This is a genomic window from Marinomonas transparens (assembly GCF_016463975.1).
Taxonomy (GTDB): Bacteria; Pseudomonadota; Gammaproteobacteria; order Pseudomonadales; family Marinomonadaceae; genus Marinomonas; species Marinomonas transparens.
On record NZ_JAEMNX010000006.1, the window covers coordinates 25,352 to 50,076 of the forward strand.

Consider the following 24,725-nt stretch of genomic DNA (forward strand, 5'->3'; position numbering starts at 1 on the left):
TTCTGATTGCTATTGAGGCACTTTGTTCAGTTTGCCTGCTTAGATTTCCTATTCCCCCTACTATTTTATTGCATGCTTTTCGGCTACTTAGCCATTTTTGCTTTGTCTTTTTTGTGCAGTTTTTTTCTAGTTTTATCCGGTATTGGCAAAATCAACAGAGCGTTTCACTAGGTGAAACCTATTGTTTTCATTGTAAACAGTTTTGTTAGCCTACCGATGTTCTACAAAATAATTATTAGAAAAAGGGCGTTTAAGATGAAAAACTCACGTAATTTATTAGCAATTACCTTGTCTGCACCATTTTTATTGACTCAGATTGCTTCTGCTGCAAACTCTGATGTGGTGGTTAATAAACCTCAATTTACTTTTCTTACTAGCATTGGGCTTTTAAACGTAGAAGATAAAGATTTTGATCCTGAAGCGTTTGAGGCTGAGGTTGGTATAAAAGGTGTAGTAAAAGCCAAAGAATTTACCATGATTTATAACCTGAAAGCAGACCTTTCTGATGCCATTAATAGTCGCGACACAGGTACTTCCACAACGGAAGGTGAAGCGGATATTCATATGAAAGAAGCCAATGTTATCTTCCCGACTTCCTATGGTGCCTTTGTCTTGGCGCCACGCATTACCAGTGGACAAAATAGAGAACTCTACTCGAATGTCGATTTGTTTGAGTACAACGAAGCGCATGCTTCTGGTGTAGCGGTAACAGGTAATACCTTGTATGCACAACCTGCTGAAGGTGATGATGTGGTTGCTTGGGCATCACCTAAGTTTATGGGGGTGAAGTTAGTACTGGCGTCTATTTCTTTAGACGAAAATAATGGCGAAGACAGTGATGCTAAGGCCTTTCGTTTTGTTTATGACGACGGTAAGTTGAGTCTAGGGGCTGGTCAGGTGATTGTGAATAAAAATACTCCTCCTGCCGTAGCAAATCCATCAGGCAAAACCTACACCCGCTCTGCTCTGACTGCCGGTTATAAATTCGACAAGCTTGATATAGGCACCACCTATGAAATGAACAAGGATACTTTTGGCTCAGCTGGTGATTACGATACATTGGGTGTCGCAGCACGTTACCATCTTAATAACGGCTATTCTGTCGCAGCGGGTTACTATAATAAGGACTCAGATGTGGATGCGAATGACAATAAAGGCACGGTTATTCAAGTTAAAAAACAGGCAGGAAAAAATATTTCGTTTTGGGCGGAAGCGGCTAACTACGATATAACAGCAGATAATTTTGCTGTAGGTGTTAATTTAAGTTATTGATTTTAAAAAACTAAGTTAGAAAAAAATAAAGCCGCTCAAGTATTATTCCCCTTTTACTTGAGCGGTTTTTTTTGTCTATCTCAAAAAGTATTTTTGACGTTATTTTTTGAATGACTTTTTTCGTTGTAAAACTACTAATATGGGTATTAATAAAAATAATAGATGGAACCTTCCATAATACTGCAGACGAAGCAATGGCTGGAAAAATAGAGCTAAAATGCGCTGTATATAAATGGGCATTGTGTGTTCATTTTACTGGGTAATTGGTAAACGCAGTAGCGGTAGTGGGCAAGGTTCTTAGAAACTTGAATGGTTACTACTATGGTTAAAGCAATTGACTCTGTCGCACGTGCGATGCAAGTACTTGATCAATTACAAAAAGCCTCTCCACTAACCCTTTCTGAGCTGCAGCGTTGCACGGGGATTAATAAGGCCACCTTGTTACGCATTTTGAAAACATTAAGCTTGAGTGGTTGGGTGATCAAATCCCTTAGCGAAAATAAATATAGCTTATCCGCCTCTGTGTTAGAGGATTCAAAACCAAAGTCATTAGAGGCTCGTTTAGCGGAAGCGGCGGCCCCTATTTTAGATGAACTTTATGATATTCTGGCTTGGCCTTCCGACATTGCCATTTGTGATGGTGATCGCATGAAGTTGATTGAGACTACGTGTCACCGTGCAGAGTCTTTTCCTTATCGTTCATCCATTCGTTCTCGCCCAGAATTTTTATATTCTGGAGTAGGGCGGTGCTTTTTAGCTCTTTGTGATGCTAAAGAGCGGCAGGACATTATTAATCGATTAAAAAAATTACCGAATAAAGAGGGCAAGTTAGCGCACGACACGGTTTGGTTAAATCAGATGATAGAGCAAACACGAAGTCTAGGTTATGGTGTTCGCCAATCGTCTTATTACAATCATCGAACTACTTCTGGTCTGTCCATAGATGCTATCGCAGTGCCTATTAAGGAACCTGGAGGCAAGCTCATAGGTTGCCTTTCTGTCGCTTGGCCACAAGGTAGCTTTATACAGGCGAGTTTGGAAAAAGCAGTATTGCCTCATTTAAGAAGGGCAGCGGTAGATATTGCTAAGCGCATGCCTTCTTAGCCGCATTTATTGCCTTATTTGATTTAACGCATTCCATTATCACTTGATAGTCATTATCATGTCGATTCCTATTTATTGTATTAAGGTATCCACATGTTTAAGTCCTTCCTAACGTTGTTGTTTTCTTTTTGGGTAGGTGCTTTATGGGCAGCTCCTGTCACGGTTCAAGATGTTCTGGGTCGTGATGTGACGTTTAATGCTCCGGCACAAAGAGTAATTGTTGGTTTTTACCCTGAAGATTATATGGCGATAGGCACGGAAGCCGCTTACGACAAGGTTGTCGGTATGTCTAAGTATATTTGGCAAGCCCGTTCTGCTAATTGGGATATGTATGTTAAGCATCGCCCTTCTTTAGCAGATATTCCTGGGATTGGTCGAGTAGATGCAAAAACTTTTTCTATTGAAAAAGTCATTAGCTTAAATCCGGACTTATTGATGCTTGCTGATTGGCAATACAAGGGGTTGGGTGAAGATATCAAACGCATTGAAAGTGCAGGGATTCCTGTGCTGGTCGTGGATTACAATGCGCAAACATTGCAGCGTCATATTAAGAGTACTGAGCTGATTGGTGTGATTACTGGTCAAGAAGAAAGAGCGGCGAAGATAGCGAATGAATATAAGCATAACGTTGAGATGATTGAAAAACGCCTTGCTAAAGCAAATTTACCAAAACCAAAAATTTATACTGAATATGGTGCTGGTGGCATTCAAGAGCTTGGCTTTACCTTTGGTAAAAACATGTGGGGAGCGATTTCCACTATGGCGGGTGGTGATAATATCGCTGCGCCTTTTGTAGAATGGTGGGGCAAGTTGAACCCTGAGCAAGTGATTGCTTCTAACCCTGATATTATCGTGATCACAGGCTATGACACCGCTAAAAGTACAGACTCTATGATTATGGGGCAAGACGTAGAGGAAGCGGATGCTCGTCAACGCTTGGAGAACTTTAAAAACCGTACCGGTTGGTCATCAATTTCTGCCGTTAAGAATAATCGTTTATACGGCGCTTACCATGGCGCATGTCGAACCATTATAGACGGCGCTATGATTCAGTTTTTCGCTAAGGCTATGTACCCCGATTTGTTTGCGGATCTTGATCCAGAAAAAGCCTATTCAGGCTTTTATGAAAAATACCTGCCAGTGACACCAGAAGGGACCTTTACCCTTCAGTTGTAAATGTCGTTTTCTCTCACTCTTCCCTTTCAAAAAAGGGGCGGAGTGAGAGAAAAAAATAATGAATGCTGCTAAGCCAATGGCCCACCTAAGATGGTATTGCTGAGTCCTGCGATGATGTTTTCGCCTTTCTCTGCCCTTAGTTCATCATACCAAGCTTGAGTTTCCTGCATGTCTTTTCCATGGGTCACATCACAGCGCTTACGTGCTTTGAGTACAAGATCTTTGGCGCGAAAGTGACGTTTTTTCTCGTAGCTTTTTAGTACGTTTTTAATATCTGTATTTGTTATTAGCCTTGCCTCGGCAAAACATTGTCCCAGTACTACTGCGTCTTCTAGAGCGGAGCAACCTCCTTGACCTATGTCTGGTGTAGTGCTGTGAGCAGCGTCACCCAGTAGGGCAATATTGTCTTTAACAAAGGTGTCAAAGGGCTCTATGTCATGAATTTCGATTCGGTTGGTGGCTTGAGCATCAATAGCATCTATTAGAATTTGTACAGGTTCTGCCCAGTCTTTAAAGTAGCCTTTTAGATCGGAGATGACAGTTGATCTGTCTTCTTCAAGCCCTTTTGGTAAAGGCACATCAAAGAAGAAATAAAACCGATTGTTGGCGATAGGCATGATGGAAACGCGCTTACCTTCACCGACAAAAGTGGTCCATTGATCCCCTGGTGCAATGTTTTCATCCACGTCCACAAGGCCATTCCAGTTCACATAGCCAGCATAGCGGCGCTCTGTTTGGTAACCTAAAACGTGGCTGCGTACCGCAGAGTGGGTACCGTCTGCGGCGATCATAAAATCACCGCTGGCTTGGCTTCCATCGGTAAAATACGCCGTAACCCCCGTTTCGTTTTGTTTGACTTTTTCAATACGTTTACCAAATTGAATTTTTTCGCGCCCCCAATGATCGATCATTTGGCTTTGTAAATCGGCTCTTGACACTGGGCAAGGGCGTTCGCCTACGGCCTCGACTAGGGGCGCAAGACTAAACTGAGTCATGACTGAGCCAGTAAAGCCATCTTGATAAGCAAGGTTGTGCATAGGCCCGCCAAGGGCGTCCATAATATGTCCCATGCCTAGATGCGTCATACATTTTACCCCATTGGACCAAATGGAGAGTGCCGCACCAACGGGCTTAATTTCTTTTACGGCTTCAAAAATATCGCACTCAATACCTTGTTGTTTTAGCGCGGCAGCAGCAGACATTCCGCCGATTCCTGCCCCAATAATTAGTGCTTTCATGATGGTCTCCTACTTATATAGAGGAGTAATTCGCAAAAAATATGCCATGAAACAAATGAATCGGCATATTTATTTTTGTCCCCCGTGTTTCATATGGCTTAGAAAGGTTTTAGTTAGATGGAGGCGTAATAAAGGAGAGTAAGTGAAGGGGCTGTTAGCCTAGCTTCACTATCAGAAGGAATAAAGTGAGTGCGTTATATTAGTGCAAATTATTGACCAATCGTTCAGTTTTGGTGAGCTTTTTTCGAATATGAGATCCTAGCTGCCACGGTAAGTACTGTATGAGTAGGGTGAAACCAGTAGTGGAATATGATAGTGAGCCTCTTCATCACTGATACCGAAGCGAATGATGACAGTGTTTAGAAAGCTTGGAGAGGACTGTACTTCAACCGATTTAGAAAAGTACTCATCAATAGCAAATTCAAGCTCATAAACCCCTGCTTTAAAGTCACTGCCTTCTAGTAATGGCTGGTCACAGCGACCGTCATCGTTAGAGATTGTGCTGTGAATATGCTTACGCTGTCCGTCTGTCATATGTTCGAATAAATGAATGGTAACGCCAGTGGCAGCAATGCCTTTTGTGGTATCCAAAATATGCGTTGTTAGGTAACCCATTGTCTTTCCTCAGCCTAATGTCACTTTTTGACTTATCTTGCCTGTTTTTTGCAAGAGAAGCCCTATATATAAGAGAACGATCAAGATTTGTGCCAGCGATTTTGATCTTGGCTTTATTTTTATCACAGGTATTTTTGGAGAACGAGTATGCCGAGTCTACATCCTGTTTTTAGCCAATTGAGTGAGACAGAATTTGTTTCTTTGTTGGGTAGTATTTACGAACATTCACCTTGGGTGGCCGAGCAACTTTGGCAACAAAAAGTGCAATATCCAACGGGCTATTTTGATGACATTGCAAAAATTAAAAATGCCATGCGAGAAATAGTTGAGCAAAGCACAGAAGAACAAAAACTTATATTATTACGAGCGCACCCAGATCTTGCCGGAAAAGCGGCATTAGCTGGTGAGCTGACAGATGCATCAAAAACGGAACAATCAGGTGTTGGCTTGGATCAGTGTAGTGAAGACGAATTGGTTCATTTTCTCCAATTAAACGATGCCTACCGAGCCAAATTTGCCTTCCCTTTTATTATGGCCGTGAAAGGTGCGACCAAAGAACAAGTACTGGCAGGGTTTATTGAGCGAACCCCGAATGACTGGCAAACGGAGTTCGATAGAGCCATGGTTGAAGTGCATAAGATCGCAGGGTTCCGGCTGGCGGACTTTTAGATTGTTAAAGCTTTAGATAAACATCATGGGCAAAGTCGTTAACAATAAGCCCCCCATAGACACACTAAAGTAACGGTGAAACTTAGGGTCTTGTAGCCTTTTAGAGACCAGCTTGCCTATGGTAATCCACATGAAGGTTCCCGGTAGTGTTGCCACATTAAACATCAAAAGACACAGCAAAGCAGATGGCCAAAAAAGATCGCCAGTTAAAGTAAAGACCGAGCTGGCGGTCATCAAACTCGCCCAAGATTTAGGGTTAATCGCTTGAAAAGTGGCCGCTTGCATTATTTTCATCGGTTGTAAGCTTTTTTTATCACTATGCATTTTCGCGCTGGCAATTTTGATCGACATATAAACAATGTAGCCGGCGGCAATAGCGGTGAAAACGTCATGCAAGAAAGGCCAGTGTTTAAACATTTCGCCTAACCCAAATAAAATCATAATATGCAGCAAGGTCATGCCGAATCGAATACCAAGTACATGGGGCAAGGTTTTTCTAAAACCAAAATTGGCACCAGAGTTGGCCAGTAAAATATTATTAGGCCCAGGGGTTATCGTGCTGATTAGGCAAAACAGCATTAACGCGGGAACCAATTCCAATAGGGCGCTATTCATCATTTTCTTTCCTTTTCATAAAGCCTAAGTAAATAATTGTATAGATACAATTTGTGGTGTATTGTGCCTATATAGACTTACATACAATACAATTTTGGACAATTTATTTATTGTTATGAATACAATTTACGAAGTGAGTAAAGAAGCGTTCGATCAAGCGTGTTTGGCCGATTCAAAGTACAAGGCATTAGCTTTGTTGATCGAGCAGGCCATTCAATCTGGCGAATTACCAGATCAGCAAAAACTGCCAGCACAAAGGCTATTGGCGGATAAGCTGGAAATCACTCATGGCACAGTGACCAGAGCCTATGATCTGCTGGAAAAGAAAGGTCTGGTGAATGCGAAGTTAGGCGCGGGGACCTATGTCAATCTGCCTAGTACCTTCACCAGCCGTCATGCCCATGAGCCGATCATGAAAGAGTACGATTTTGCGTCTAGTATGCAGCCCATGCTAGGTCAGCAAATGCTCATTAAAAACGCCCTAAATGAACTGGCTCAAGACCTTGTTGCGGTAGAGAATGTGATGACTTATTCGCCACAAGGCATACAGAAACATAAGCAGGTTTTTACCGATTGGCTGGCTACAAAAAAAATTCATATCGATCCGAGTGACATTGCTTTTACGCAAGGCGCTCAGCAAGGCATGTATACGTGTTTGCAAATTCTCACCCAAGAAAACGATTACATTCTTCATGAAGAATTGGCTTACCCTGGTGTATTTCGTGCTGCTGAGTCGAGCCGAGTAAACCCATTAAGTGTGCCACTCACATCGGAAGGTTTGGATTTGGCTGTTTTAGAAGAATACTGCCAAAAATTTCACCCTAAAGTCTTGTACATTACCCCCAATATTCAAAACCCCACCAACATCCAATATTCACAACAGCAGTTAAACGCTATCTTAACATTGAGTGAAAAATATCAGTTTTATATCATCGAAGACGATGTGAATTACTGCTTGCCAGAAAACTGGAGAGTGCCGTTACAGCAACAAGCACCGGATCGGGTTTTTTACCTTTCTAGCTTGTCTAAATACGTGGCGGGTGGTTTAAGGGTGGCTTATTGCTTGGTGCCTAAGCAATGGCAGCAAGCTTTTAATTTGAGTATTCATAGCCAATGTTGGATGGTGTCGACGCTGAATTTTGAACTGGCGACACGGTTTTTAAGAAGTGAAAACTTCAAACACAATCAATCTCTTTTAGAAGGAGAAATGCGTTATCGACAAGAGGCGTTTCAAGCATTTGCGAATAAATACGCGTTTCGTTCCCGTAGTGGTGGTTTGAATGCTTGGTTGGAATTACCAAACCATATTAATGTGAATCAGTTTAATAATGTCTTAGCGATGCAAAATATCAAGGTGAGGCCGGCGGATTTATTTCGCAGCCCGACAGTGTCTTTGCCTTCGGTAAATTGCTTTAGAGTGTCGTTAGGTGGGTTTAATTCACGGGCCGATTTTGAAAAAGGCTTGGCTATGCTTGAACAAGCGTTAATTCAATTTAATAGCCAACAAGATATTGTGATTTGAGGTTTTTAGCTTGCTTTTCGGGTGCACTAAAAGACCAGCATAATTGGTTATGATGGCCTTTTATGGTGTTTACTTGTCGATAAATTTTACTTGTCGATAAAGTTCGCTTGAATGCGCTGGGTCAGGAAATCCTTCGCGCTAATCGGTGGATAATACCTTGCTGGGCCTTGAATGATTTGTGACTTGTTTGCTTGGCAAAAGAAGGCAATGGAATGACGGCTGCCACAATACTCATCGACTTTAGGCAAACGTACACGGTGTAAGTTTGACTTGAGCTGGTCGTCGCTCCAGCGCATTAACATATCGCCAATGTTACAGGTGATGACGCCACCAAGGGGGGGAATGCTTGTCCATTGTTTACTTTCTGCCTCGGCTCCGGGGCACACTTGTAAACCACCGTGTCCTTCATGTTGGAAGAGCAGGGTTAAGCAATCAAAATCTGTATGAGCACCAGCTCGCCATAGGTTGCCTTGCTCTTTTACGCCCTCGCTTGGGTAGTAATGCAATAAGCGAAGCGTGCTTTGATAATCCTCTTGAGTAGGGTTATGAGCTTTACTGAAGAAATCTCTCTCAAAGCCGAGCTTATCAGCAAAACAAGACAGTACTTTCATACCCACTTCCCAGCATTGGCGTTCAAAAGCAAGTGTGTTTTTCTTGAAGTTTGGCAGCGCTTGCTCGCTTGGCCATAGGTTTTGCATGTGGTATTGGGTAATCTGATAGGATTCTTTCTGATCTTTGGTGCCTGTTGAAGGGCGAATTTGACTACGGCTTTCCCAACCTGCATTCATGCCTTTTGGCCTCGAATAGTTGGATTTAATACTATCAGGTAAGTTGAAAAAGCGTTCTGACTCCACAAAGGCGGCGTCTATTTCGCTTTGCTCTATGCCATGATGGCTTAGTTGGAAAAATCCAATTTCGGTAGCGGCCAACCAGAGTTGCTCTGTAATGTCGTCACGACGGTTTTCGAAATCACTCATATCGATAATGCGGATTTCTCTATTGTCGACATCTTCGCCAGCACCTCCAAAGGTGGTTTCTCGTTGTAGCTCTTCTAGTTTGTAAGAATGGGGCATAATGGTTTCCTCTTTCATGACTTCCTTTTCCATAAATAAGTGTGCAAAGGTTTTTTCGTAAAATATTTTTAGCCTAAGCAACCTAGTGAAAAAGGAGCAATGACCTGACTGTGCCAGCCTGCTTCTACTCCTTTCTATAGTGTGGCTCTCATTTTTTCTAAAATTTCTTACTTTAGTTCACTTCAAATTCACGGTTAATAGCCGTTTCAGGGTCAAAGCTTGATGTTTCTATACCTTGTGCGGTTGCTGTTGATACCCACGTTTTTGCAAGTCGTTCAGATGTAATCGCTCCTAATCCATCTTGCTGGCTTACTTCATTGAAGACTAAAATTTTCTCCGTGTTTCATCACATAGTTTGATCTACTCTTTATAAGTAGAACAAACTAAATTGTTGAAACAACCACAAGAAAATAAGATGAGGAAAGAGCGAGAGGGCTGGGTACACAGTCGAGTTTTATCGATACGGCTGTCACTTCCCTTTCAACATCCTGCTTGGGTTGTCGAATAAGGTTGTGAGCAATGCCCGGACTTGATGTTGCTTAAAACATCAAATTAAGTCTGACCGCTTCTACTCGTATGTCACTCAAAAATGCGTGATATGAAGAATGAGCAAAATGTAGGCCAATAGATTTGAATGCGAATATACTGAGCTGTTGGCTTAGTCTATTTTAAGAGCGCACTAAATCTGTGCTTTTTGGGTGGGGTTTGCACTAAGAAAAGAAGCAGATTTAGGCTTAAACTCAATAAGCTATAAAATAGTAAGTGGTATGAGGTTTGCTTGTCTCATTGATCCAAAAGAGTAGAAGCGGTTAAGCCTTTTCGGCCTGGACATTGCTCTTTCCTAATTAAGGGAAGGTGTGTATGCCCCAATATTTAATTCGTAAAGCGCAAGCGGTCTTTGGCTATTCTTCCACACAAGATATCCGTTTTAAAAATGGCGTGATTACTGATATCGGTGAATCTCTCACTGTTCATGCTGACGATGTACAAATCGACGCATCGAACTGTGTACTTTATCCAGGCTTTATAAATACCCATCACCACCTCGCTCAATCCATTCTTAAAGGTATACCAGCAGGATTAAATCAAGGTTTAGGTGAGTGGTTAGTCAGTGTGCCATATCGTTTTTGGCCACATATTACACCTGATCTCATGTATGTCGCGGCAAAATTAGGTCTCTATGAGCAACTTCGTTCAGGCGTAACGACTTGTGCAGATCATCATTATTTATATCATTCGACGACGTCACCAGAATTGGAGGACGCTGTATGGCGGGCGGCTGATGATTTGGGGATTAAGCTGGTTTTGTGTCGTGGTGGTGCGACGACTCAAGGCAGTCACAAGGGCATGCAAGGTAGCAAAATCGTACCAGAAACATTGTCTTTGTCTTTAGATAGACTTGATGCGTCTTATAAGCATTATCACGATGACAGTCCTTTTAGTATGAGGCGTTTAGTGGTTGCTCCAACCAGCCTTATTCACACTTCTCCAGCAGAAGATTTAAAAGTGTATGCGCAATGGGCTAAAGATAGGCAATTAAAGCGTCATTCTCATTTACTTGAGGTGTCATTTGATGAGGAAATGGCTCAACAACGTTTCGGTATGGGAGCGATCGATTATGCCGCGCACTGCGATTGGTTAGGTGAGGATGTATGGTTTGCTCATTTAGTAAAGGCTGACCATAACGCCATAAAGTTACTTGCACAAACTAAGACTAGAATTGCTCATTGTCCTACTTCTAATTGCCGACTTGGCAGTGGAGTAGCGCCAGCAATCGCTATGGAAAAAACAGGAATTCCTATTACCGTTGGTGTGGATGGCTCGGCATCAAGTGAGAGTGCTTCTATGTTGCAAGAACTTAATCTCGCTTGGTTATTGCATCGTAGTCAAGGTGGTCCAGAAGCAACGAACGTAAACCAAATAATACATTGGGGAACAAGCAATGGCGCTGATCTTTTAGGGCTAATAACAGGGCGTATTGAAGTTGGTTATGCTGCCGATTTAGTTTTGTATTCACTTGATGCTCCTCGTTTTGCTGGTGTTCATAGCCCATTAGAAGCGCCTATTTTATGTGGAGAACCCGCTTTAATTAAACATAGCTTTATAAACGGTAAGCAAGTCGTTGAAAATGGGAATGTACTAGGGGTCGATGGCGACGAGTTAGTTCAAGAAGTACGAAGCGCAGTACTGACGTTATTGGAGCGTGAAGCATCGTTCTAATAACACTAAGTAATTCTTTCGTTTAAACGCAAAAAAATCACAGTCTGACCCACATACAAAAGCCTTTTAGACATCTCTTTTAGGGATTTCTTTTAGGTAATGTTTGTGAGTCAAGCAGCGATTTTTGAATAGCGTTTTGATTGGGTTAGTAGTCTTCAATGTACTTTATTAACTAAGTTAAAGATTCTTTTACCAAACTCCTTCATGCAATTTTGCCGCTTCCTCTTCAAGACAAGGGCCGATGACTTCGACGGCTCGTTGCCCAGATTCAAAGACAACACGGCAGGGTAAATCTAACGTCGGGTTTTCTGGATGATTGCCTGTTATTTCTTTCAGACTCGCTTCGCTTAAACCATAAATAACGCGACCTAACCCCGCCCAATAGGCGGCGCCTGCGCACATGGCGCAAGGCTCTGCGGAAACATACATGGTGCATTTTGCAAGAAAATCAGGGCGGTAGGCTTTACTGGCGCGTGTCATTAGTTTGCGTTCAGCGTGTCCTGTCATGTCAAAATCAGGCAAAAAGCCATTCACCTGCGACATGAGAACGGTGCCTTTTTCGTCTACTAATATTGCGGCAAATGGATGAATGCCGTTTTGCTTGGCTTCGTCTGCTAACGTAAAAGCCTGACGAAGTAGTTCTGTGTCTTTTGAATTGAGTTCTGTCATTCGCTTTTCCTACACTTATTTCTTTTTTGGAAGGCTCCAAGGGAAAAACCAAGCTTGCGTCCATTGCACAGACTTAAATAATAAAAGACTGATCACAGACAAAAAGATTAACCCTGCAAAGGCTTGTGGGATTTTAAAGAAAGAAGTGGAAAACTGAATGAAGTAACCCAAGCCTTCTTCCGCTGCCACAAACTCCGCAACCACAGCACCAATAATCGCCAAAGTAATGGATACCCTAAGACCGCTAAAAATATGCGGAATCGCATAAGGAATACGAATTTGCCACGTTTCACGATAACGAGGGGCGCGTAAAGATTGGCTTAACTCGATCATTTCTGGTGGCGTCTCTAACATGCCAGTTGTGGTCGACACCACTAGGGGAAAGAAGGTAATTAAACACGTAATCAAGACTCGTGAAGGGTCTTCTGTGCCGAGTAAGACGATGATCAGAGGCGCCACAGCGACAACCGGAGTCGATTGAATCACGATCAAAGCAGGGTAGAGCACTCTGTTCATGAGTTCGGAGCGGATCATGCCGATGGATAAGGGAATCGCGATCATGATAGACAAGACAAAACCCATTAAGGCGACTCGTAAGGTGGCCCAAAGGTGGGTCATCCAGCGGGAAAATTCCACATTAAAAAATGCGGTAATAATGGCAGAAGGCGAGGGCAAAATGTAATTCGGCACTTTACCAACCTGACAGACCAACTCCCAAAGCAGTACTAATCCAATAAAGAACAAAGCCGGAGCAAAGCGATTAGCTTGCTGTTTAACCCAAGACTTAAGCGGGAACGTTTGGTTCATAAATATATCCTCGTATTAAGTCGGCTAATTCAGAAAAACGTGGGGAATTGATGGTTTTAGAGGAACGAGGGCGAGGTAAATCAACGTCGATCAAATCCAGTACCGTACCGGGGCGTTTACTCATCACTAAAATGCGATCCGCTAATAACACGGCTTCACTAATAGAGTGGGTAATGAACAACAGGGTTTTAGGGTGTTCACGCCAAATGTCTAGCAAATCAAAACCTATCTGTTCTCTGGTTAGCGCGTCTAAGGCAGAGAAGGGCTCGTCCATTAAAAGAATGTCAGGGTTCAGCAATAAGGCGCGAATAATCCCAACACGCTGTTGCATACCCCCTGATAACTCGTCTGGCATCTTGTCAGCGAACTGGGTGAGCCCTGCCATTTCGAGCAGTTCGTTAGCGCGTTTTTCATCGTTAGCTGAGTAGCTTCCGTATTTGTGTTTCAGAGGAAACAACACGTTTTTACGAACCGTTAACCAAGGCAGTAAATTCGCCTTTTGAAAAACGATACCCACATCATCGCGAGGTTCGGTGACAGGTCGATCAAAGACAGATACTTCTCCATGAGAAGGAATTAACAACCCTGCGACCATACGTAATAATGTGGATTTACCACAACCTGACGGGCCAACTACGGCCACGAATTCGTGACGATGAATATCTAGGTCTATACTGTCAATCACCATAGGCGCTGTTGGAAGTGGGTCATACTTATGACCCACTCCTTTAAAACTAACGTAAGCGGCTTGCTTACTTGGCTCTTTATTGCTGTCTTCTATGCTTTCCATGCAATTACTCCGTTAAGCTTGTGTTAACAGCGGTTGTTGGATCTAGAGCATCTTCAGATAAACCATTTGCTTCAGCCACGTATTTCCATGTTTTGAGAATACGTTCTGTTGTAAAGTTACCAAAGCCGTCTTTGGTTGTTACTTCGTTATAAACCAAGTCATAAGCATCATTTAGTTGAATCGCCGCGGTGTCTGCATCTACTTCTGGCACCATTTTATGAACATTGGCACCGGCTTTTTCTTTGTTGTTGTAAGCAAATTGAACGGATTTAGCGAAGGCTTTAATAAAACGTTTAGCCACATCTGGGCGCGCTTTCAAAAAGCGCTCTGATGCGACAAGAGAAGAACTATAAAAAGACAAGCCAGACGCTGACCAAGGGATTTCAATGATTTCTTTTCCTGTGTTTTTCGCTTGATTTTCAAAGGCAGCGGTATTCGTCACCCATGCAATGACGGCGTCCACATTACCCGATACCATCATTGGCCCTAATGCACCGGGATTCGCTTTTATTAAGTTGATGTCTTTTTCACTTAGATCGTTTTGCTTGAGTACCAAAGGTAAAAAAGCATTAGAGGAAGTGAAAGGTGAGGTCGCAACCTTCTTGCCTTTTAAATCTTTAATGGACGTGATACCGCTGCTTTTTAAGGTAATAAAGGTGTGAGGTGTTTTGGTAAAATAGGGAAAAACCGCCACAACGGGAAGGTTATCTATGGCTTTTGCGGCCATTAACGCGCCAATATCCGCTGTTCCTATGTCTGCTTGCCCCGTCGCCATTTTTGTTAGGGCGTCGGTAGAGCCTCGGCCACTGGCAATTTTTACCTCTAAATCTTCGGCTGCAAAAAAGCCCTGCTGAATACCCACATATACTGGCGCTTTATCGCCACCCGGTAACCAGTCTAATTGGAAAGTGACCTTGTCAGCGGCCATAAGAGAAGTGCTGGCGATAAGGCTGGCTAATAATGACAATCGAACGATGGCTTTCATTGATACGCTCCAAATTAATGAATAAAAGATTTTGGTTAAATCGCGGTGTTGATGCGACCGTTTCACTTTTTTATCGACTGCAACTAACGTTCCAGTTTTTTGAGGTGACTTTTGTTGTTTTTAAATGATTGAATATAAAAGAAAAAATAAATTTTATGTCTGTTGTGTTTACATTGGGACGAGCGGGTAGAATGAAACAAAGCAGTGCGTTGTAAGTTAACGGGGCGTTTGTTACTGTCTTATTTAACCTTTTGTTGTAGGGCAGAGAATACATAGCATTATGTATTCTCTGCCCTACGTTCTAAGGTATGTGTAATGTTACATATGCTACTTTCAGAAAAAGGAATAACTCATGAGTAATAGTTCGATCACATTAAAACATTTGCCCGCTGGCGAAAATGGTTTCTTTCGCGCCCCGATTCTATTATCTGGCGCAACGGAAGCCGTGCTTATTGATGGCGGTTTTACGCTGTCTGATGGCGCTGCGGTGGTAGAAGAAATTAAAGCAAGTGGTAAAAAACTAACGACCATTTACATTAGTCAAAGTGACCCAGATTACTACTTTAGCTTAGGGCCTATAAAAGCCGCTTTTCCAGACGCTAAAGTCATTACTGCCAGTGCAACACTTGCAGCCATTCAATCCAGTGTTGAGAAAAAACTAGCAGCATGGGGACCTCAGCTTCAAGACAATGGACCAAAAACATTAGCAGATGTTGTCATGCCTGAAGCGTTTGATGGTGACTCATTAACTGTTGATGGCGAACTTATTGAAATCGTGACAATAGAGGGCTTGCCTAATCGTCGTTATTTGTGGGTTCCTTCTCTAAATGCTGTGGTTGGCGGTGTATTGGTCTTCTCTGATTTGCATGTTTGGACAGCCGATACGGCAACCGCAGAACTGCGTGCAACATGGGTGAAAACATTGGATTCTATCTTAGCTCGTAAGCCTGAAATTGTGATTCCTGGCCATATGACAGTGGATGCGAAAACGGATGTATCGGCCGTGACTTATACCCAAACTTATCTGAAAGCCTTTGAAGAAGAATTGGCAAAAGTTGATAACAGTGCCGACCTTATTGATGCCATGACCAAGCTTTACCCAGATGCTGGTTTGGGGGTTGCATTGCAAATAGGTTCTAAAGTAAATACCAATGAAATGAAATGGGGTTAATAACATGAAATCACCTCTTGAGATTATCAAGGCCACCTACGAAGGCCCATCGGAAGAGAATGGCAAAAATTTATTAGAGGCGTTAGCACCTAATGCCACATGGACAGAAGCAGAAGGTTTTCCTTACGCGGGAACCTACACGGGCGCAGAAGAGATTATTGCTAATGTCTTTCATCGATTAGGGACGGAATGGACAGGTTACCAAGCCAACGTTCATACCTACCTAGCGGATGGTGATCGAGTCGCGGCGTTTGGCGTGTATTCAGGCACGTACAATGCAACAGGTAAGTCGATGACAGCGACCTTTGCTCACTTGTATAAAGTGACTGATGGAAAAATCATCAGTATGGAACAATTCGTTGATAGCGCCATGGTACAAGCAGCGCTTAAGAGCTAATAAACCAACTCCGTTACTGAATTATATTTATATAAGCGTTAGCGGAGTTTTCATCAATAAACACTTCTTTTAACTCTCCTTCCTTAATTTAAGAACACTTCAACAAACCAATGCGCAATTATGACATTTGGTTTAGGTTTATAAGCAGTAGAAAAGAAAATACCAAGCATTTGGGACAGTTTGATAGTTTTTAGTTATATTTGACCAATTGGCCAAGTTTTTGCATTTTCAAAAATTATAACATCAAGGATCGACCTTTTTACTCTGTTCGGATGCCGTTTGAGATCAAAGGTTTTGAGGAGAATATTTTGAAATTTTTACTGAATGATAAGGTTATCGAGGATTCATCGCTGCCGAGCGACTTTACGGCGTTGCGTTATTTACGAGAAGAACAAGGTTTAGCGGGTACAAAAGAAGGCTGTGCATCGGGTGATTGTGGTGCCTGTACGCTGCTTGTTGGGGCGTTGGAAGAGGGCAAGTTAACCTATTCGACGCTCAATTCCTGCATTACACCGATCCAGTCCTTGGCAGGTAAACATCTGGTGTCGGTTGAATATTTAGCCACCTTGAATGGGCAATTGCATCCCGCTCAACAGGCCATGGTGGATTGTCATGGTTCCCAATGTGGTTTTTGCACACCGGGTTTTGTGTTATCGCTTGCAGGGCTTTATGAGAATAGCCAAGCAGAAGACATGCCGATTGATAGAGAATCCGTGTGCGATGCGATTTCTGGCAATTTATGCCGTTGTACTGGCTATCGTCCTATCATTGATGCGGGTTTATCAATGGTCGCCAGCGCCACCAAAGACGCACCTTATATTGAGTTAATGGGCAAGAATGACAAGATCAAAGCTCAGTTAAAGGATATTCAACAACAAGAGGCCGACCCTGTTTACCTTCGCCCAGCCAGCCTTAATGCCTTAATCGACGCTAAGACAACACACTCAGACGCCAAACTGATAGCAGGCGGTACGGATTTGATGTTGGAAAATACCCAACGCTTTCACGATTTCGGCACCCTAATTGATGTTTCTTACGTGGCCGAACTGAAGCAGCTTAGCGCTGACGATACAAAATTAACCCTTGGCGCATCGGTTACCTACCGTGATTTAGAAGACTACAGCCAACACCGTTACCCACATATTTATACCTTATTAAGCCGCATCGCTTCCCGACAAATCCGTAACCGAGGCACCATAGGCGGCAACGTGGCCAATGCGTCGCCCATTGCGGATTTACCGCCATTGCTCTTAGCGTTCGATGCGGACATCAACATGATGAAAGCAGACGGCCATGCCCGCACTGTGAATATTAATGATTTCTATACAGGCTATAAAACCACCTTACTAGGTGACGATGAACTGATTACCGACTTTGACATCGACCTTGCCAAATTGGCTCAATTTCATCGCTTTTATAAAGTGTCTAAACGCATGGAAGACGACATTTCTAGTGTCATGCTGGCGGTGCGTTTTGCGGTGCAGGACGACAAGATTACCGATGTTCGCTTTGCCTTTGGTGGCATGGCGGCCACGCCGATACGGGCAGTGAATGCAGAGCACTGCTTGATGAATAAAAACACGGTGGACGAGCATGCTTTAGAACAGGCGATTGACGCATTGCGAACGGAATTGACCCCATTAAGTGATATGCGAGCCAGTGCTCAGTATCGCTTAGACATGGCCTGTAACCTGATTAGAAAAGCTTGGTTAGAGCTGAACGGCACCGAGGTGGTGACGTTCTCAGGCCATGGCTTGCCGGAGTCTAGTCTTAACATCGGAGGTATGAGCCATGCGTAAATTACCCAGTGATCTTGTGACAGGCTTTAAAAACGACAAACTGCCCATGCACGAATCCGCCATGAAACATGTGACGGGGCAAGCGGTTTATATTGATGACATGCCAGAGTGGCCAAATGAACTGCACGTGGCAACAGGCAAATCCACCGAAGCCCATGCGGACATTGTGAGCATCAATTTGGACAAGGTGAAAGCCTACCCTGGGGTAGTGGATGTGATTGTGCAGTCTGATATTCCCGGTGAAGTGGATGTGTCCCCCGTATTGAGTGGCGATTTATTGTTAGCGGGGGATTTTGTTCACCATATCGGGCAAGCCATTTTTGCCGTGGCGGCGACCAGTTTTCGTGCCGCGAAGCAGGCGGCTGAACTGGCGGAAGTCACCTATGCCCCAAGAGAAGCCACCCTACATCCGAAAGAATCTCTAGCGCGACAAGAGTTCGTATTGCCGACCCATACGATTTGCTGTGGTGATCCTAAAGTGGCGATGGCAAAGGCTGCGCACACCATCAAATCCGATATTTACATCAAGGGCCAAGAACATTTTTATTTGGAAGGCCAGATCAGTGTGGCCACGCCGAATGAAGACGGGGGCGTGGTGGTGTATGCCTCGTCTCAGCATCCTGCGGAAGTGCAAAAGCTGGTAGCCAAAGTGCTTGGTTTGTCAGTGGCGCAAGTCTTGGTTGAAACGCGCCGTATGGGCGGTGGCTTTGGCGGGAAAGAATCCCAAGCGGCCACCTTAAGTTGCATGGCAGCGGTGTTGGCGGCTCGTAATGGGTGTCCGGTGAAATACCGTATGCCGCGCCAAGACGACATGGTGCAAACCGGTAAACGTCACGACTTTTGGAATCGTTATGAAGTGGGTTTCTCAAAAGAAGGGGAAATACTCAGCGCCGAATACGATATGGTGGGCAAATGCGGTTGTACCGCAGATTTATCCGACGGGGTGGTGGATAGAGCCATGTTCCACGCAGACAATGCCTATTTCCTTCCCAACGCTCGTATCAGTGGCTACCGAGGCAAAACCCACACGGTTTCCAATACCGCGTTTCGTGGTTTTGGTGGCCCCAAAGGCGTGTTGTTGGCCGAAACGGTCATAGAGGAAATCGCCTGTACCGTGGGCAAAGATGCCCTCGATATTCGCAAACTCAATTGCTACCAAGAAGGCAAAAGCAAAACCCCCTACGGCCAAGAGGTGGAAGAAAACGTATTGCTTACCCTGATCGAAGAACTGGAAGACAGTTCCGATTATCGAGCACGCCGTAACGGGATTAACGCCTTCAATAAGCAAAGCCCATTTTTGAAAAAAGGCTTGGCGTTAACCCCAGTCAAATTTGGTATTTCCTTTACCTCCAAACACCTTAACCAAGGTGGCGCTTTGGTGCATGTTTACACCGATGGTAGTGTCCACATTAGCCATGGTGGCACCGAGATGGGGCAAGGGCTGTATACCAAGGTCGCGCAAATCGTCGCCAAGACGTTTGGTATTGATTACCAGCGAGTCAATGTGAGTTCAACACGTACCGACAAGGTGCCCAATGCCTCGCCAACGGCGGCGTCCGCTGGTACAGATTTAAACGGCATGGCGGCATTGGATGCGGTCAACACCATTAAAGGCCGTTTACAAGAATTCGCCATGGAACATTACGGCATTCGCGCTGATGAATTTGCCATAGAAAACGACCAAGTACAGCTCGGCACTGAGGCCATGAGCTTTCCTGAATTTATTAAACTGGCCTATATGAATCGGGTGTCTTTGTCGTCTACGGGTTTTTATAAAACCCCGAAAATTGGCTACGACCGAAAAGCCGCCAAAGGTCGGCCTTTCTTGTATTTCTCTAATGGGGCGGCGGTGTCGGAAGTTATCGTCGATACGTTCACGGGAGAATATAAGGTCACGCAAGTGGACATATTGCACGACGTGGGGGATTCGATAAATGCCGATATCGACATAGGCCAGATCGAAGGCGCCTTTGTGCAAGGCATGGGGTGGCTAACATCGGAAGAGCTGAGCTGGGACGAAAAAGGCCGTATCACCACCAACAGTCCAGCCAATTATAAAATCCCCACCTCAGCCGATGTGCCGGAAAAATTCACCGTCAAATTGTTTGATCGGGCCAACAGCGAAGAATCGGTGTACCGCTCTAAAGCTGTGGGCGAACCGCCTCTTATGTTAGGGATTTCTGTTTGGTGCGCTTTAAAAGATGCTTGTGCTGCTGTGTGTGACCACCAATTCTCGCCTCCTTTGGCGGTGCCAGCCACTCCCGAAGCCGTGTTTTATAGCCTGCAAGCGGCACAAGCTTTTAGCGCCAAGCAGAAACAGAATAGGGAGGCCGAGGTATGATGTCTTCAATCGGTTGGATACACGCCTTGGCGGAAGTGGAAAAAGCCGGGCAAGCTTGGGTGATGGCCACCGTGATCGGCACCCAAGGGTCAGCGCCGAGGGAATCGTCTAGCAAGATGATCATCACCCAAGACCATACCTTCGACACCATAGGTGGCGGCCAACTGGAATACGCCGTGTGCCAAAAAGCCCGCGATATGCTCAACAATATCGCCACAGCCACCCATGTGCTAGAAAACTTTCCTCTTGCCGCAAAAACCAACCAATGCTGTGGTGGCACCGTAAGTGTATTACTGGAATACTTCCCGGAACCTATGACTAAAATCACCATTTTTGGCATGGGCCATGTGGCGTCTACCTTGGTGAACGTCTTGGGCAACATGTCGGCCAAAATCACTTGGGTCGATAGTCGGGAAAACCTTGTCGGCGAACGTAACGACAGCCCTTTACCGAGTAATGTGCAAGTTTGTCTTTACCCTTCCATGTTGGATCATATCGAGCACATGGCAGGGAATGATATTGCTCTGGTCATGACCCACGATCATGCTTTGGATTACCAACTGGTAGAAGCCTTGTTAGATAGAAAAGATTGCCGATTCATCGGCTTGATCGGTTCAAAAACCAAAGCCTTACGCTTCAAAAAACGCCTCACCAGCGCCTCGTTCAGCAGCGAAGAAATAGAATCCGTCCATTGTCCTGTTGGTCTGCCAGACGTTGCCGGTAAAAAGCCCTTTGAAATCGCTATCTCCATCGCCGCGCAACTGGTGCAAATTACCCAAACGCCAGCGCAGGAGAAAAAGGGCAGTGGTTTAACATGGAAAGAAATTAATAACGTGTTGATTGAATCTGTTGTGGAAGATTAAGACAAATGACATCCCTTCCTTGAAACTTTCGTCTACCTCGGCGGAATGTCATTTGCTTTGAAGGTGTTGCATAGTCATCATCAAGTAATCTCTTTCCAAACTTAGGTTCACCTTCTTTTTAAAGGTACTCAATCATGTACTATAAAGAACTTAATTAATTATGTGTCCCTCGGTTTAACGAAGAAAAAGCAAAAGGAGCTTGGGTTAAATCAGGGCGCGACAGTAAAATAGTATTCGTTTTTTTAAAAGAAAAGGGCACTTTATTATCAAGCGCCCTTCCTTTTTATAGGTTCTATTGAGCCTGTTTTTGCTACTCGTGAACAATTTGGTTTCGGCCATTATGCTTGGCTTTGTATAGACGTTTATCCGCCGTTACGTATAGATCCTTTAAGCTTGATTCGTTATTAGATGTATAGCCTGCAGCACCTATACTCATAGTAACGAAGGGAGAAATCGTGGATTCGCTATGGGGAATGGCGGCTTCGTGTAGCTGTGCCATGAAGGACTGAAGCCTCGGTAAGAGTTGTTCTGGTGTTATATCAGGAATCAAAATGGCAAATTCTTCGCCACCAATCCGTGCAGCAAGCCCTGATGTTCTTTCTGTAATGCCATTCCATAAGTCTGCCACTTTCTTTATGCAGGTGTCGCCTTCTCCGTGGCCATAGGTGTCGTTATATTGCTTAAAGAAGTCGATGTCGCCAATGACGAGTGTGAGAGGGCGTTGGTTTTGTGTGGCGCTTGTCCATTCTTTTTCAAAGGTCTGGTTGAATTTCCAACGATTAGCTAAGCCTGTTAAGAAGTCTTTTTCAGCTCTTTCCGTGAGTTCTTTTTTATCTTGCTGAAGTTGTTGGTCGCGCACTTCATATTGATAAAGTGTGTCTAACAGCTGTTTTCTAGGTGTTCGGATTAGCTCATTTATGGCCAGTGGTGTCTCAACAAAACGAGTGAATTGTTTGTGGGATTTAGCATAAAACAGCAAAAGAGGAAGACTGTAACATGCCGCCATAATGGCTTTCCCTTCAACATTGCCGAAGATAATAGCGACCAATTCAGGGTTAGAGTTAAGTGCAATCAAAGGAAATAAAACGCCATCTAAACAGAGTACGCCGATGAATGTGAGGGTATAAATGAAGGCTAACGAAGAGAGTTTTGAAGTAACTTTTCTTGCCTGAATAAAAATGAATAGCATCAGTAATACTTCACTTAAAATTAAGCCGCCGCCTAAGAATAAAATTTCAAGAGAAACGGTGAAAATGCTAGAGGGAATGGATAATGGGTTTACGACTAAGCCTGAACTTAGTAGCCAGGCGACAAAGTTAAAGCCAACAAAGATAAAAAAATCGATCAATATCACTAGTCGAATGATATTGCGGAAAGTCGCTGTACTTCTTTCACTAATGATCAGCATGACGGCGGTCATCATAAACGCGCCATAGGCCAGATTCCCTCCAGAAATAAACAAACTGTCTGAAAGGGGGAAGGAGTAAATGGTTCCGGAAATGCCTCCAATTAACAAAATAAGGCACATATAGCTATACAGAGCCGGCGAACGTAGTCGAGTGTTCATGGTAGTGATGTACAGGGGAAATGCTGAAAATAAAGCGATGTTTAGGAAAAAAGCTTCAAGGGTGGTCATTTTTCTACCTTAGTGTATTTCTCAAACCACTTACCTGTGATGAATGTTAATCAATAGATAATATTGGCTGTTGTCATTTTTACTATTATAAGCCATCGGGACTATAATGATTAGAGCGTTTTTGTGCCGATTGTTATTTAGCCGTTAGTAAATAAACATTGACATGCTGCGCAATGACATAGTTGGTTAATACTCTTGTTGAAATAGGTTCTTTGCGTTTTATCTGAGACATATGGAGGCATGGTGTGAAGGTTTCTATGGTCTGGGTGACAGTTGACACAATGCGTTGATCACCATTATTTTCTAGTAAAAACAACGATAAATTTGTTACAGTCGTGTCATTGCAATATACAAGTAGAACATCAACATTATGCCTTTCAGAAAGTTACTCGGTCCATTACCCACTTTCGCTATCGATCCAGAACAATTTCATGTTTTGTCATCCGCTCGTCGTTTTCGTGAATACCTGCTTGAAGCCATCGAAAAGGCGACCCGTCGAATTTATTTGGTCGCGCTTTACCTCGAAGACGATGATGCTGGCAGAGAAATATTAACGGCGCTCTATGAAGCCAAGCAGCGTACTCCAGCGCTAGATATTACCATTTGTGTGGATTGGCACCGCGCCCAACGAGGTTTGATTGGCGCGGATAACACCCAAGGCAATGCTGCCATGTATCAGGAATACGCTGAAAAGTACCAGCATGCTATTGCGATTTATGGTGTGCCTGTTCGCAAACGAGAAGTTTTTGGCGTATTGCACCTTAAGGGTTTTATTATCGACGATACGGTGATTTATAGCGGTGCAAGTCTGAACAATATTTATCTGCATTATCAAGACAGATACCGACTAGACCGCTATCACCTTATGAAGAACAAAGCCCTTGCCGACAGCATGGTTGGTTTTATCCGTGAACAGATGATTGCACACCCAGCGGTCAACAATCTTTCTCAATTGCCACTTCCCACCACCAAGGAACTCAAAACCGATATTCGTCGTTTTCGTGTTGCTTTGGGCAAGTCTTCCTATCACGTAGAGCATCAGCCTGTTGCCGATCATCAGGTTGCGGTGACGCCCTTGACCGGTGTAGGCAGGCGCCACAATGTGCTGAATCAACAGATTGTTGGCTTATTGAACACCGCCAGTGAAGAAATACTGCTGTGCACACCGTATTTTAATTTTCCTAGGGTGGTGGTAAAAGCCGTGAAATCGGCGATAAAGCGTGGTGTAAAGGTGCATATTATAGTGGGGGATAAAACCGCTAATGACTTTTATATTGCTCCTGATCGGCCTTTTAAGGCGATTGGTGGCTTGCCTTACTTATATGAAATTAATCTTCGTAAGTTCGCCAAAAGCAATGAGACGCACATTGCATCGGGGGATTTATCCATTCACCTATGGAAGCATGATACCAACAGTTATCACCTGAAAGGTCTCTGGGTCGATCGTCGTACCATGTTACTAACGGGCAATAATATTAACCCTAGGGCGTGGACGCTGGATCTGGAAAATGGCCTATTGATTGACGATCCGCACAAACACCTAGAAGCGAAATTTACCGCTGAGTTCGATAGCATTTTTCAACACACCCAACGCATTACCAGTTATCGCCAATTAGAAAAGCTGCTTAACTACCCAATCAAAATACAGCGACTGTTGAAGAAGGTTTTGCGCACAAGGGCGGATCGATTGTTAAAACGCATCTTGTAACAACTTGGTCTTGTTCGGCGAGGGCTTAGTTCTTTTGGCTTTTAAGGCGGAGGAT

21 protein-coding genes are annotated in these 24,725 nt (G+C 43.9%); 12 read left to right on the forward strand and 9 right to left on the reverse strand.

Features of this window, described 5'->3' with window-relative positions; all coding sequences use genetic code 11:
- Window positions 1-255 precede the first annotated feature (255 nt).
- From I8J31_RS07275 to I8J31_RS07285, 3 genes are all read left to right on the forward strand, one after another.
- Window positions 256-1,272, forward strand: a complete 1,017-nt coding sequence (locus I8J31_RS07275) for a porin (RefSeq protein WP_199467633.1) — start codon at window positions 256-258, stop codon at window positions 1,270-1,272.
- A 321-nt stretch (window positions 1,273-1,593) separates the two neighbouring features.
- Window positions 1,594-2,376, forward strand: coding sequence for an IclR family transcriptional regulator domain-containing protein (locus tag I8J31_RS07280; RefSeq protein ID WP_199467634.1), 783 nt, complete (start codon window positions 1,594-1,596; stop codon window positions 2,374-2,376).
- A 93-nt stretch (window positions 2,377-2,469) separates the two neighbouring features.
- The gene (locus I8J31_RS07285) at window positions 2,470-3,552 is read left to right on the forward strand and encodes an ABC transporter substrate-binding protein (RefSeq protein WP_199467635.1); all 1,083 of its coding nucleotides are present in this window, start codon (window positions 2,470-2,472) and stop codon (window positions 3,550-3,552) included.
- 68 nt (window positions 3,553-3,620) lie between these two features.
- Here I8J31_RS07285 and hpxO read toward each other — a convergent pair whose 3' ends face one another.
- Window positions 3,621-4,790, reverse strand: a complete 1,170-nt coding sequence (gene hpxO / locus I8J31_RS07290) for an FAD-dependent urate hydroxylase HpxO (RefSeq protein ID WP_199467636.1) — start codon at window positions 4,788-4,790, stop codon at window positions 3,621-3,623.
- 258 nt (window positions 4,791-5,048) lie between these two features.
- Entirely contained in the window at window positions 5,049-5,405 is a 357-nt protein-coding gene (gene uraH, locus I8J31_RS07295; protein ID WP_199467637.1) for a hydroxyisourate hydrolase, read from the reverse strand.
- 147 nt (window positions 5,406-5,552) lie between these two features.
- Between uraH and uraD the strand changes: the two genes are divergently transcribed.
- A complete protein-coding gene (gene uraD / locus I8J31_RS07300; RefSeq protein ID WP_199467638.1) occupies window positions 5,553-6,074 on the forward strand; it encodes a 2-oxo-4-hydroxy-4-carboxy-5-ureidoimidazoline decarboxylase in 522 nt (173 codons plus the stop codon).
- 12 nt (window positions 6,075-6,086) lie between these two features.
- Here the strand turns inward: uraD and I8J31_RS07305 are convergent, their stop codons facing one another.
- Window positions 6,087-6,692 (reverse strand): LysE family translocator, encoded by a 606-nt coding sequence (locus I8J31_RS07305; RefSeq protein ID WP_233402648.1) that lies wholly within the window; start codon window positions 6,690-6,692, stop codon window positions 6,087-6,089.
- Window positions 6,693-6,804: 112 nt separating this feature from the next.
- On the opposite strand from I8J31_RS07305, the gene I8J31_RS07310 reads away from it, so the two are divergent.
- Entirely contained in the window at window positions 6,805-8,211 is a 1,407-nt protein-coding gene (locus I8J31_RS07310; RefSeq protein WP_199467639.1) for an aminotransferase-like domain-containing protein, read from the forward strand.
- A gap of 86 nt (window positions 8,212-8,297) precedes the next feature.
- Here I8J31_RS07310 and I8J31_RS07315 read toward each other — a convergent pair whose 3' ends face one another.
- Window positions 8,298-9,284, reverse strand: coding sequence for an isopenicillin N synthase family dioxygenase (locus I8J31_RS07315; RefSeq protein WP_199467640.1), 987 nt, complete (start codon window positions 9,282-9,284; stop codon window positions 8,298-8,300).
- 861 nt (window positions 9,285-10,145) lie between these two features.
- Between I8J31_RS07315 and I8J31_RS07320 the strand changes: the two genes are divergently transcribed.
- Window positions 10,146-11,504, forward strand: a complete 1,359-nt coding sequence (locus tag I8J31_RS07320) for an amidohydrolase family protein (protein ID WP_199467641.1) — start codon at window positions 10,146-10,148, stop codon at window positions 11,502-11,504.
- A 189-nt stretch (window positions 11,505-11,693) separates the two neighbouring features.
- Here the strand turns inward: I8J31_RS07320 and I8J31_RS07325 are convergent, their stop codons facing one another.
- Genes I8J31_RS07325 through I8J31_RS07340 form a run of 4 tightly spaced genes read right to left on the reverse strand, consistent with a single transcriptional unit; the run spans window position 11,694 to window position 14,755 of the window.
- Window positions 11,694-12,173: a nucleoside deaminase gene (locus I8J31_RS07325; protein WP_199467642.1), complete on the reverse strand. Its 480-nt coding sequence runs from the start codon at window positions 12,171-12,173 to the stop codon at window positions 11,694-11,696.
- Between the two features lie 15 nt (window positions 12,174-12,188).
- A complete protein-coding gene (locus I8J31_RS07330; protein ID WP_199467643.1) occupies window positions 12,189-12,980 on the reverse strand; it encodes an ABC transporter permease in 792 nt (263 codons plus the stop codon).
- On the reverse strand, window positions 12,958-13,770 hold the full coding sequence (locus I8J31_RS07335; protein WP_199467644.1) for an ABC transporter ATP-binding protein: 813 nt from the start codon (window positions 13,768-13,770) through the stop codon (window positions 12,958-12,960). Before I8J31_RS07335 ends, I8J31_RS07330 begins: the two co-directional genes overlap by 23 nt.
- 4 nt (window positions 13,771-13,774) lie before the next feature.
- Complete coding sequence (locus I8J31_RS07340) at window positions 13,775-14,755, reverse strand: ABC transporter substrate-binding protein (protein ID WP_199467645.1); 981 nt, start codon at window positions 14,753-14,755, stop codon at window positions 13,775-13,777.
- Window positions 14,756-15,107: 352 nt separating this feature from the next.
- Here I8J31_RS07340 and I8J31_RS07345 point away from each other — a divergent pair, with 352 nt between their 5' ends.
- The 5 genes from I8J31_RS07345 (at window position 15,108) to xdhC (ending at window position 21,326) form a co-directional block, all read left to right on the forward strand.
- On the forward strand, window positions 15,108-15,926 hold the full coding sequence (locus I8J31_RS07345; RefSeq protein WP_199467646.1) for an MBL fold metallo-hydrolase: 819 nt from the start codon (window positions 15,108-15,110) through the stop codon (window positions 15,924-15,926).
- A gap of 4 nt (window positions 15,927-15,930) precedes the next feature.
- The gene (locus tag I8J31_RS07350; RefSeq protein WP_199467647.1) at window positions 15,931-16,323 is read left to right on the forward strand and encodes a nuclear transport factor 2 family protein; all 393 of its coding nucleotides are present in this window, start codon (window positions 15,931-15,933) and stop codon (window positions 16,321-16,323) included.
- A 308-nt stretch (window positions 16,324-16,631) separates the two neighbouring features.
- The gene (xdhA, locus tag I8J31_RS07355) at window positions 16,632-18,122 is read left to right on the forward strand and encodes a xanthine dehydrogenase small subunit (protein ID WP_199467648.1); all 1,491 of its coding nucleotides are present in this window, start codon (window positions 16,632-16,634) and stop codon (window positions 18,120-18,122) included.
- The gene (xdhB, locus tag I8J31_RS07360; RefSeq protein ID WP_199467649.1) at window positions 18,115-20,463 is read left to right on the forward strand and encodes a xanthine dehydrogenase molybdopterin binding subunit; all 2,349 of its coding nucleotides are present in this window, start codon (window positions 18,115-18,117) and stop codon (window positions 20,461-20,463) included. Before xdhA ends, xdhB begins: the two co-directional genes overlap by 8 nt.
- Complete coding sequence (gene xdhC / locus I8J31_RS07365; RefSeq protein WP_199467650.1) at window positions 20,460-21,326, forward strand: xanthine dehydrogenase accessory protein XdhC; 867 nt, start codon at window positions 20,460-20,462, stop codon at window positions 21,324-21,326. Before xdhB ends, xdhC begins: the two co-directional genes overlap by 4 nt.
- Window positions 21,327-21,636: 310 nt before the next feature.
- Here the strand turns inward: xdhC and I8J31_RS07370 are convergent, their stop codons facing one another.
- A complete protein-coding gene (locus I8J31_RS07370; protein WP_199467651.1) occupies window positions 21,637-22,962 on the reverse strand; it encodes a GGDEF domain-containing protein in 1,326 nt (441 codons plus the stop codon).
- A 370-nt stretch (window positions 22,963-23,332) separates the two neighbouring features.
- Between I8J31_RS07370 and pssA the strand changes: the two genes are divergently transcribed.
- Window positions 23,333-24,670 carry a CDP-diacylglycerol--serine O-phosphatidyltransferase gene (gene pssA / locus I8J31_RS07375; RefSeq protein ID WP_199467652.1) on the forward strand — a complete coding sequence of 446 codons (1,338 nt, stop codon included), beginning with the start codon at window positions 23,333-23,335 and terminating at the stop codon, window positions 24,668-24,670.
- Window positions 24,671-24,725 lie beyond the last annotated feature (55 nt).

Coding starts and splice junctions, on each gene's coding strand:
- I8J31_RS07275 (WP_199467633.1), top strand. CDS start 256: ATGAAAAACTCACGTAATTTATTAGCAATTACCTTGTCTGCACCATTT.
- I8J31_RS07280 (WP_199467634.1), top strand. CDS start 1,594: ATGGTTAAAGCAATTGACTCTGTCGCACGTGCGATGCAAGTACTTGAT.
- I8J31_RS07285 (WP_199467635.1), top strand. CDS start 2,470: ATGTTTAAGTCCTTCCTAACGTTGTTGTTTTCTTTTTGGGTAGGTGCT.
- hpxO (WP_199467636.1), bottom strand. CDS start 4,790: ATGAAAGCACTAATTATTGGGGCAGGAATCGGCGGAATGTCTGCTGCT.
- uraH (WP_199467637.1), bottom strand. CDS start 5,405: ATGGGTTACCTAACAACGCATATTTTGGATACCACAAAAGGCATTGCT.
- uraD (WP_199467638.1), top strand. CDS start 5,553: ATGCCGAGTCTACATCCTGTTTTTAGCCAATTGAGTGAGACAGAATTT.
- I8J31_RS07305 (WP_233402648.1), bottom strand. CDS start 6,692: ATGATGAATAGCGCCCTATTGGAATTGGTTCCCGCGTTAATGCTGTTT.
- I8J31_RS07310 (WP_199467639.1), top strand. CDS start 6,805: ATGAATACAATTTACGAAGTGAGTAAAGAAGCGTTCGATCAAGCGTGT.
- I8J31_RS07315 (WP_199467640.1), bottom strand. CDS start 9,284: ATGCCCCATTCTTACAAACTAGAAGAGCTACAACGAGAAACCACCTTT.
- I8J31_RS07320 (WP_199467641.1), top strand. CDS start 10,146: ATGCCCCAATATTTAATTCGTAAAGCGCAAGCGGTCTTTGGCTATTCT.
- I8J31_RS07325 (WP_199467642.1), bottom strand. CDS start 12,173: ATGACAGAACTCAATTCAAAAGACACAGAACTACTTCGTCAGGCTTTT.
- I8J31_RS07330 (WP_199467643.1), bottom strand. CDS start 12,980: ATGAACCAAACGTTCCCGCTTAAGTCTTGGGTTAAACAGCAAGCTAAT.
- I8J31_RS07335 (WP_199467644.1), bottom strand. CDS start 13,770: ATGGAAAGCATAGAAGACAGCAATAAAGAGCCAAGTAAGCAAGCCGCT.
- I8J31_RS07340 (WP_199467645.1), bottom strand. CDS start 14,755: ATGAAAGCCATCGTTCGATTGTCATTATTAGCCAGCCTTATCGCCAGC.
- I8J31_RS07345 (WP_199467646.1), top strand. CDS start 15,108: ATGAGTAATAGTTCGATCACATTAAAACATTTGCCCGCTGGCGAAAAT.
- I8J31_RS07350 (WP_199467647.1), top strand. CDS start 15,931: ATGAAATCACCTCTTGAGATTATCAAGGCCACCTACGAAGGCCCATCG.
- xdhB (WP_199467649.1), top strand. CDS start 18,115: ATGCGTAAATTACCCAGTGATCTTGTGACAGGCTTTAAAAACGACAAA.
- xdhC (WP_199467650.1), top strand. CDS start 20,460: ATGATGTCTTCAATCGGTTGGATACACGCCTTGGCGGAAGTGGAAAAA.
- I8J31_RS07370 (WP_199467651.1), bottom strand. CDS start 22,962: ATGACCACCCTTGAAGCTTTTTTCCTAAACATCGCTTTATTTTCAGCA.
- pssA (WP_199467652.1), top strand. CDS start 23,333: ATGCCTTTCAGAAAGTTACTCGGTCCATTACCCACTTTCGCTATCGAT.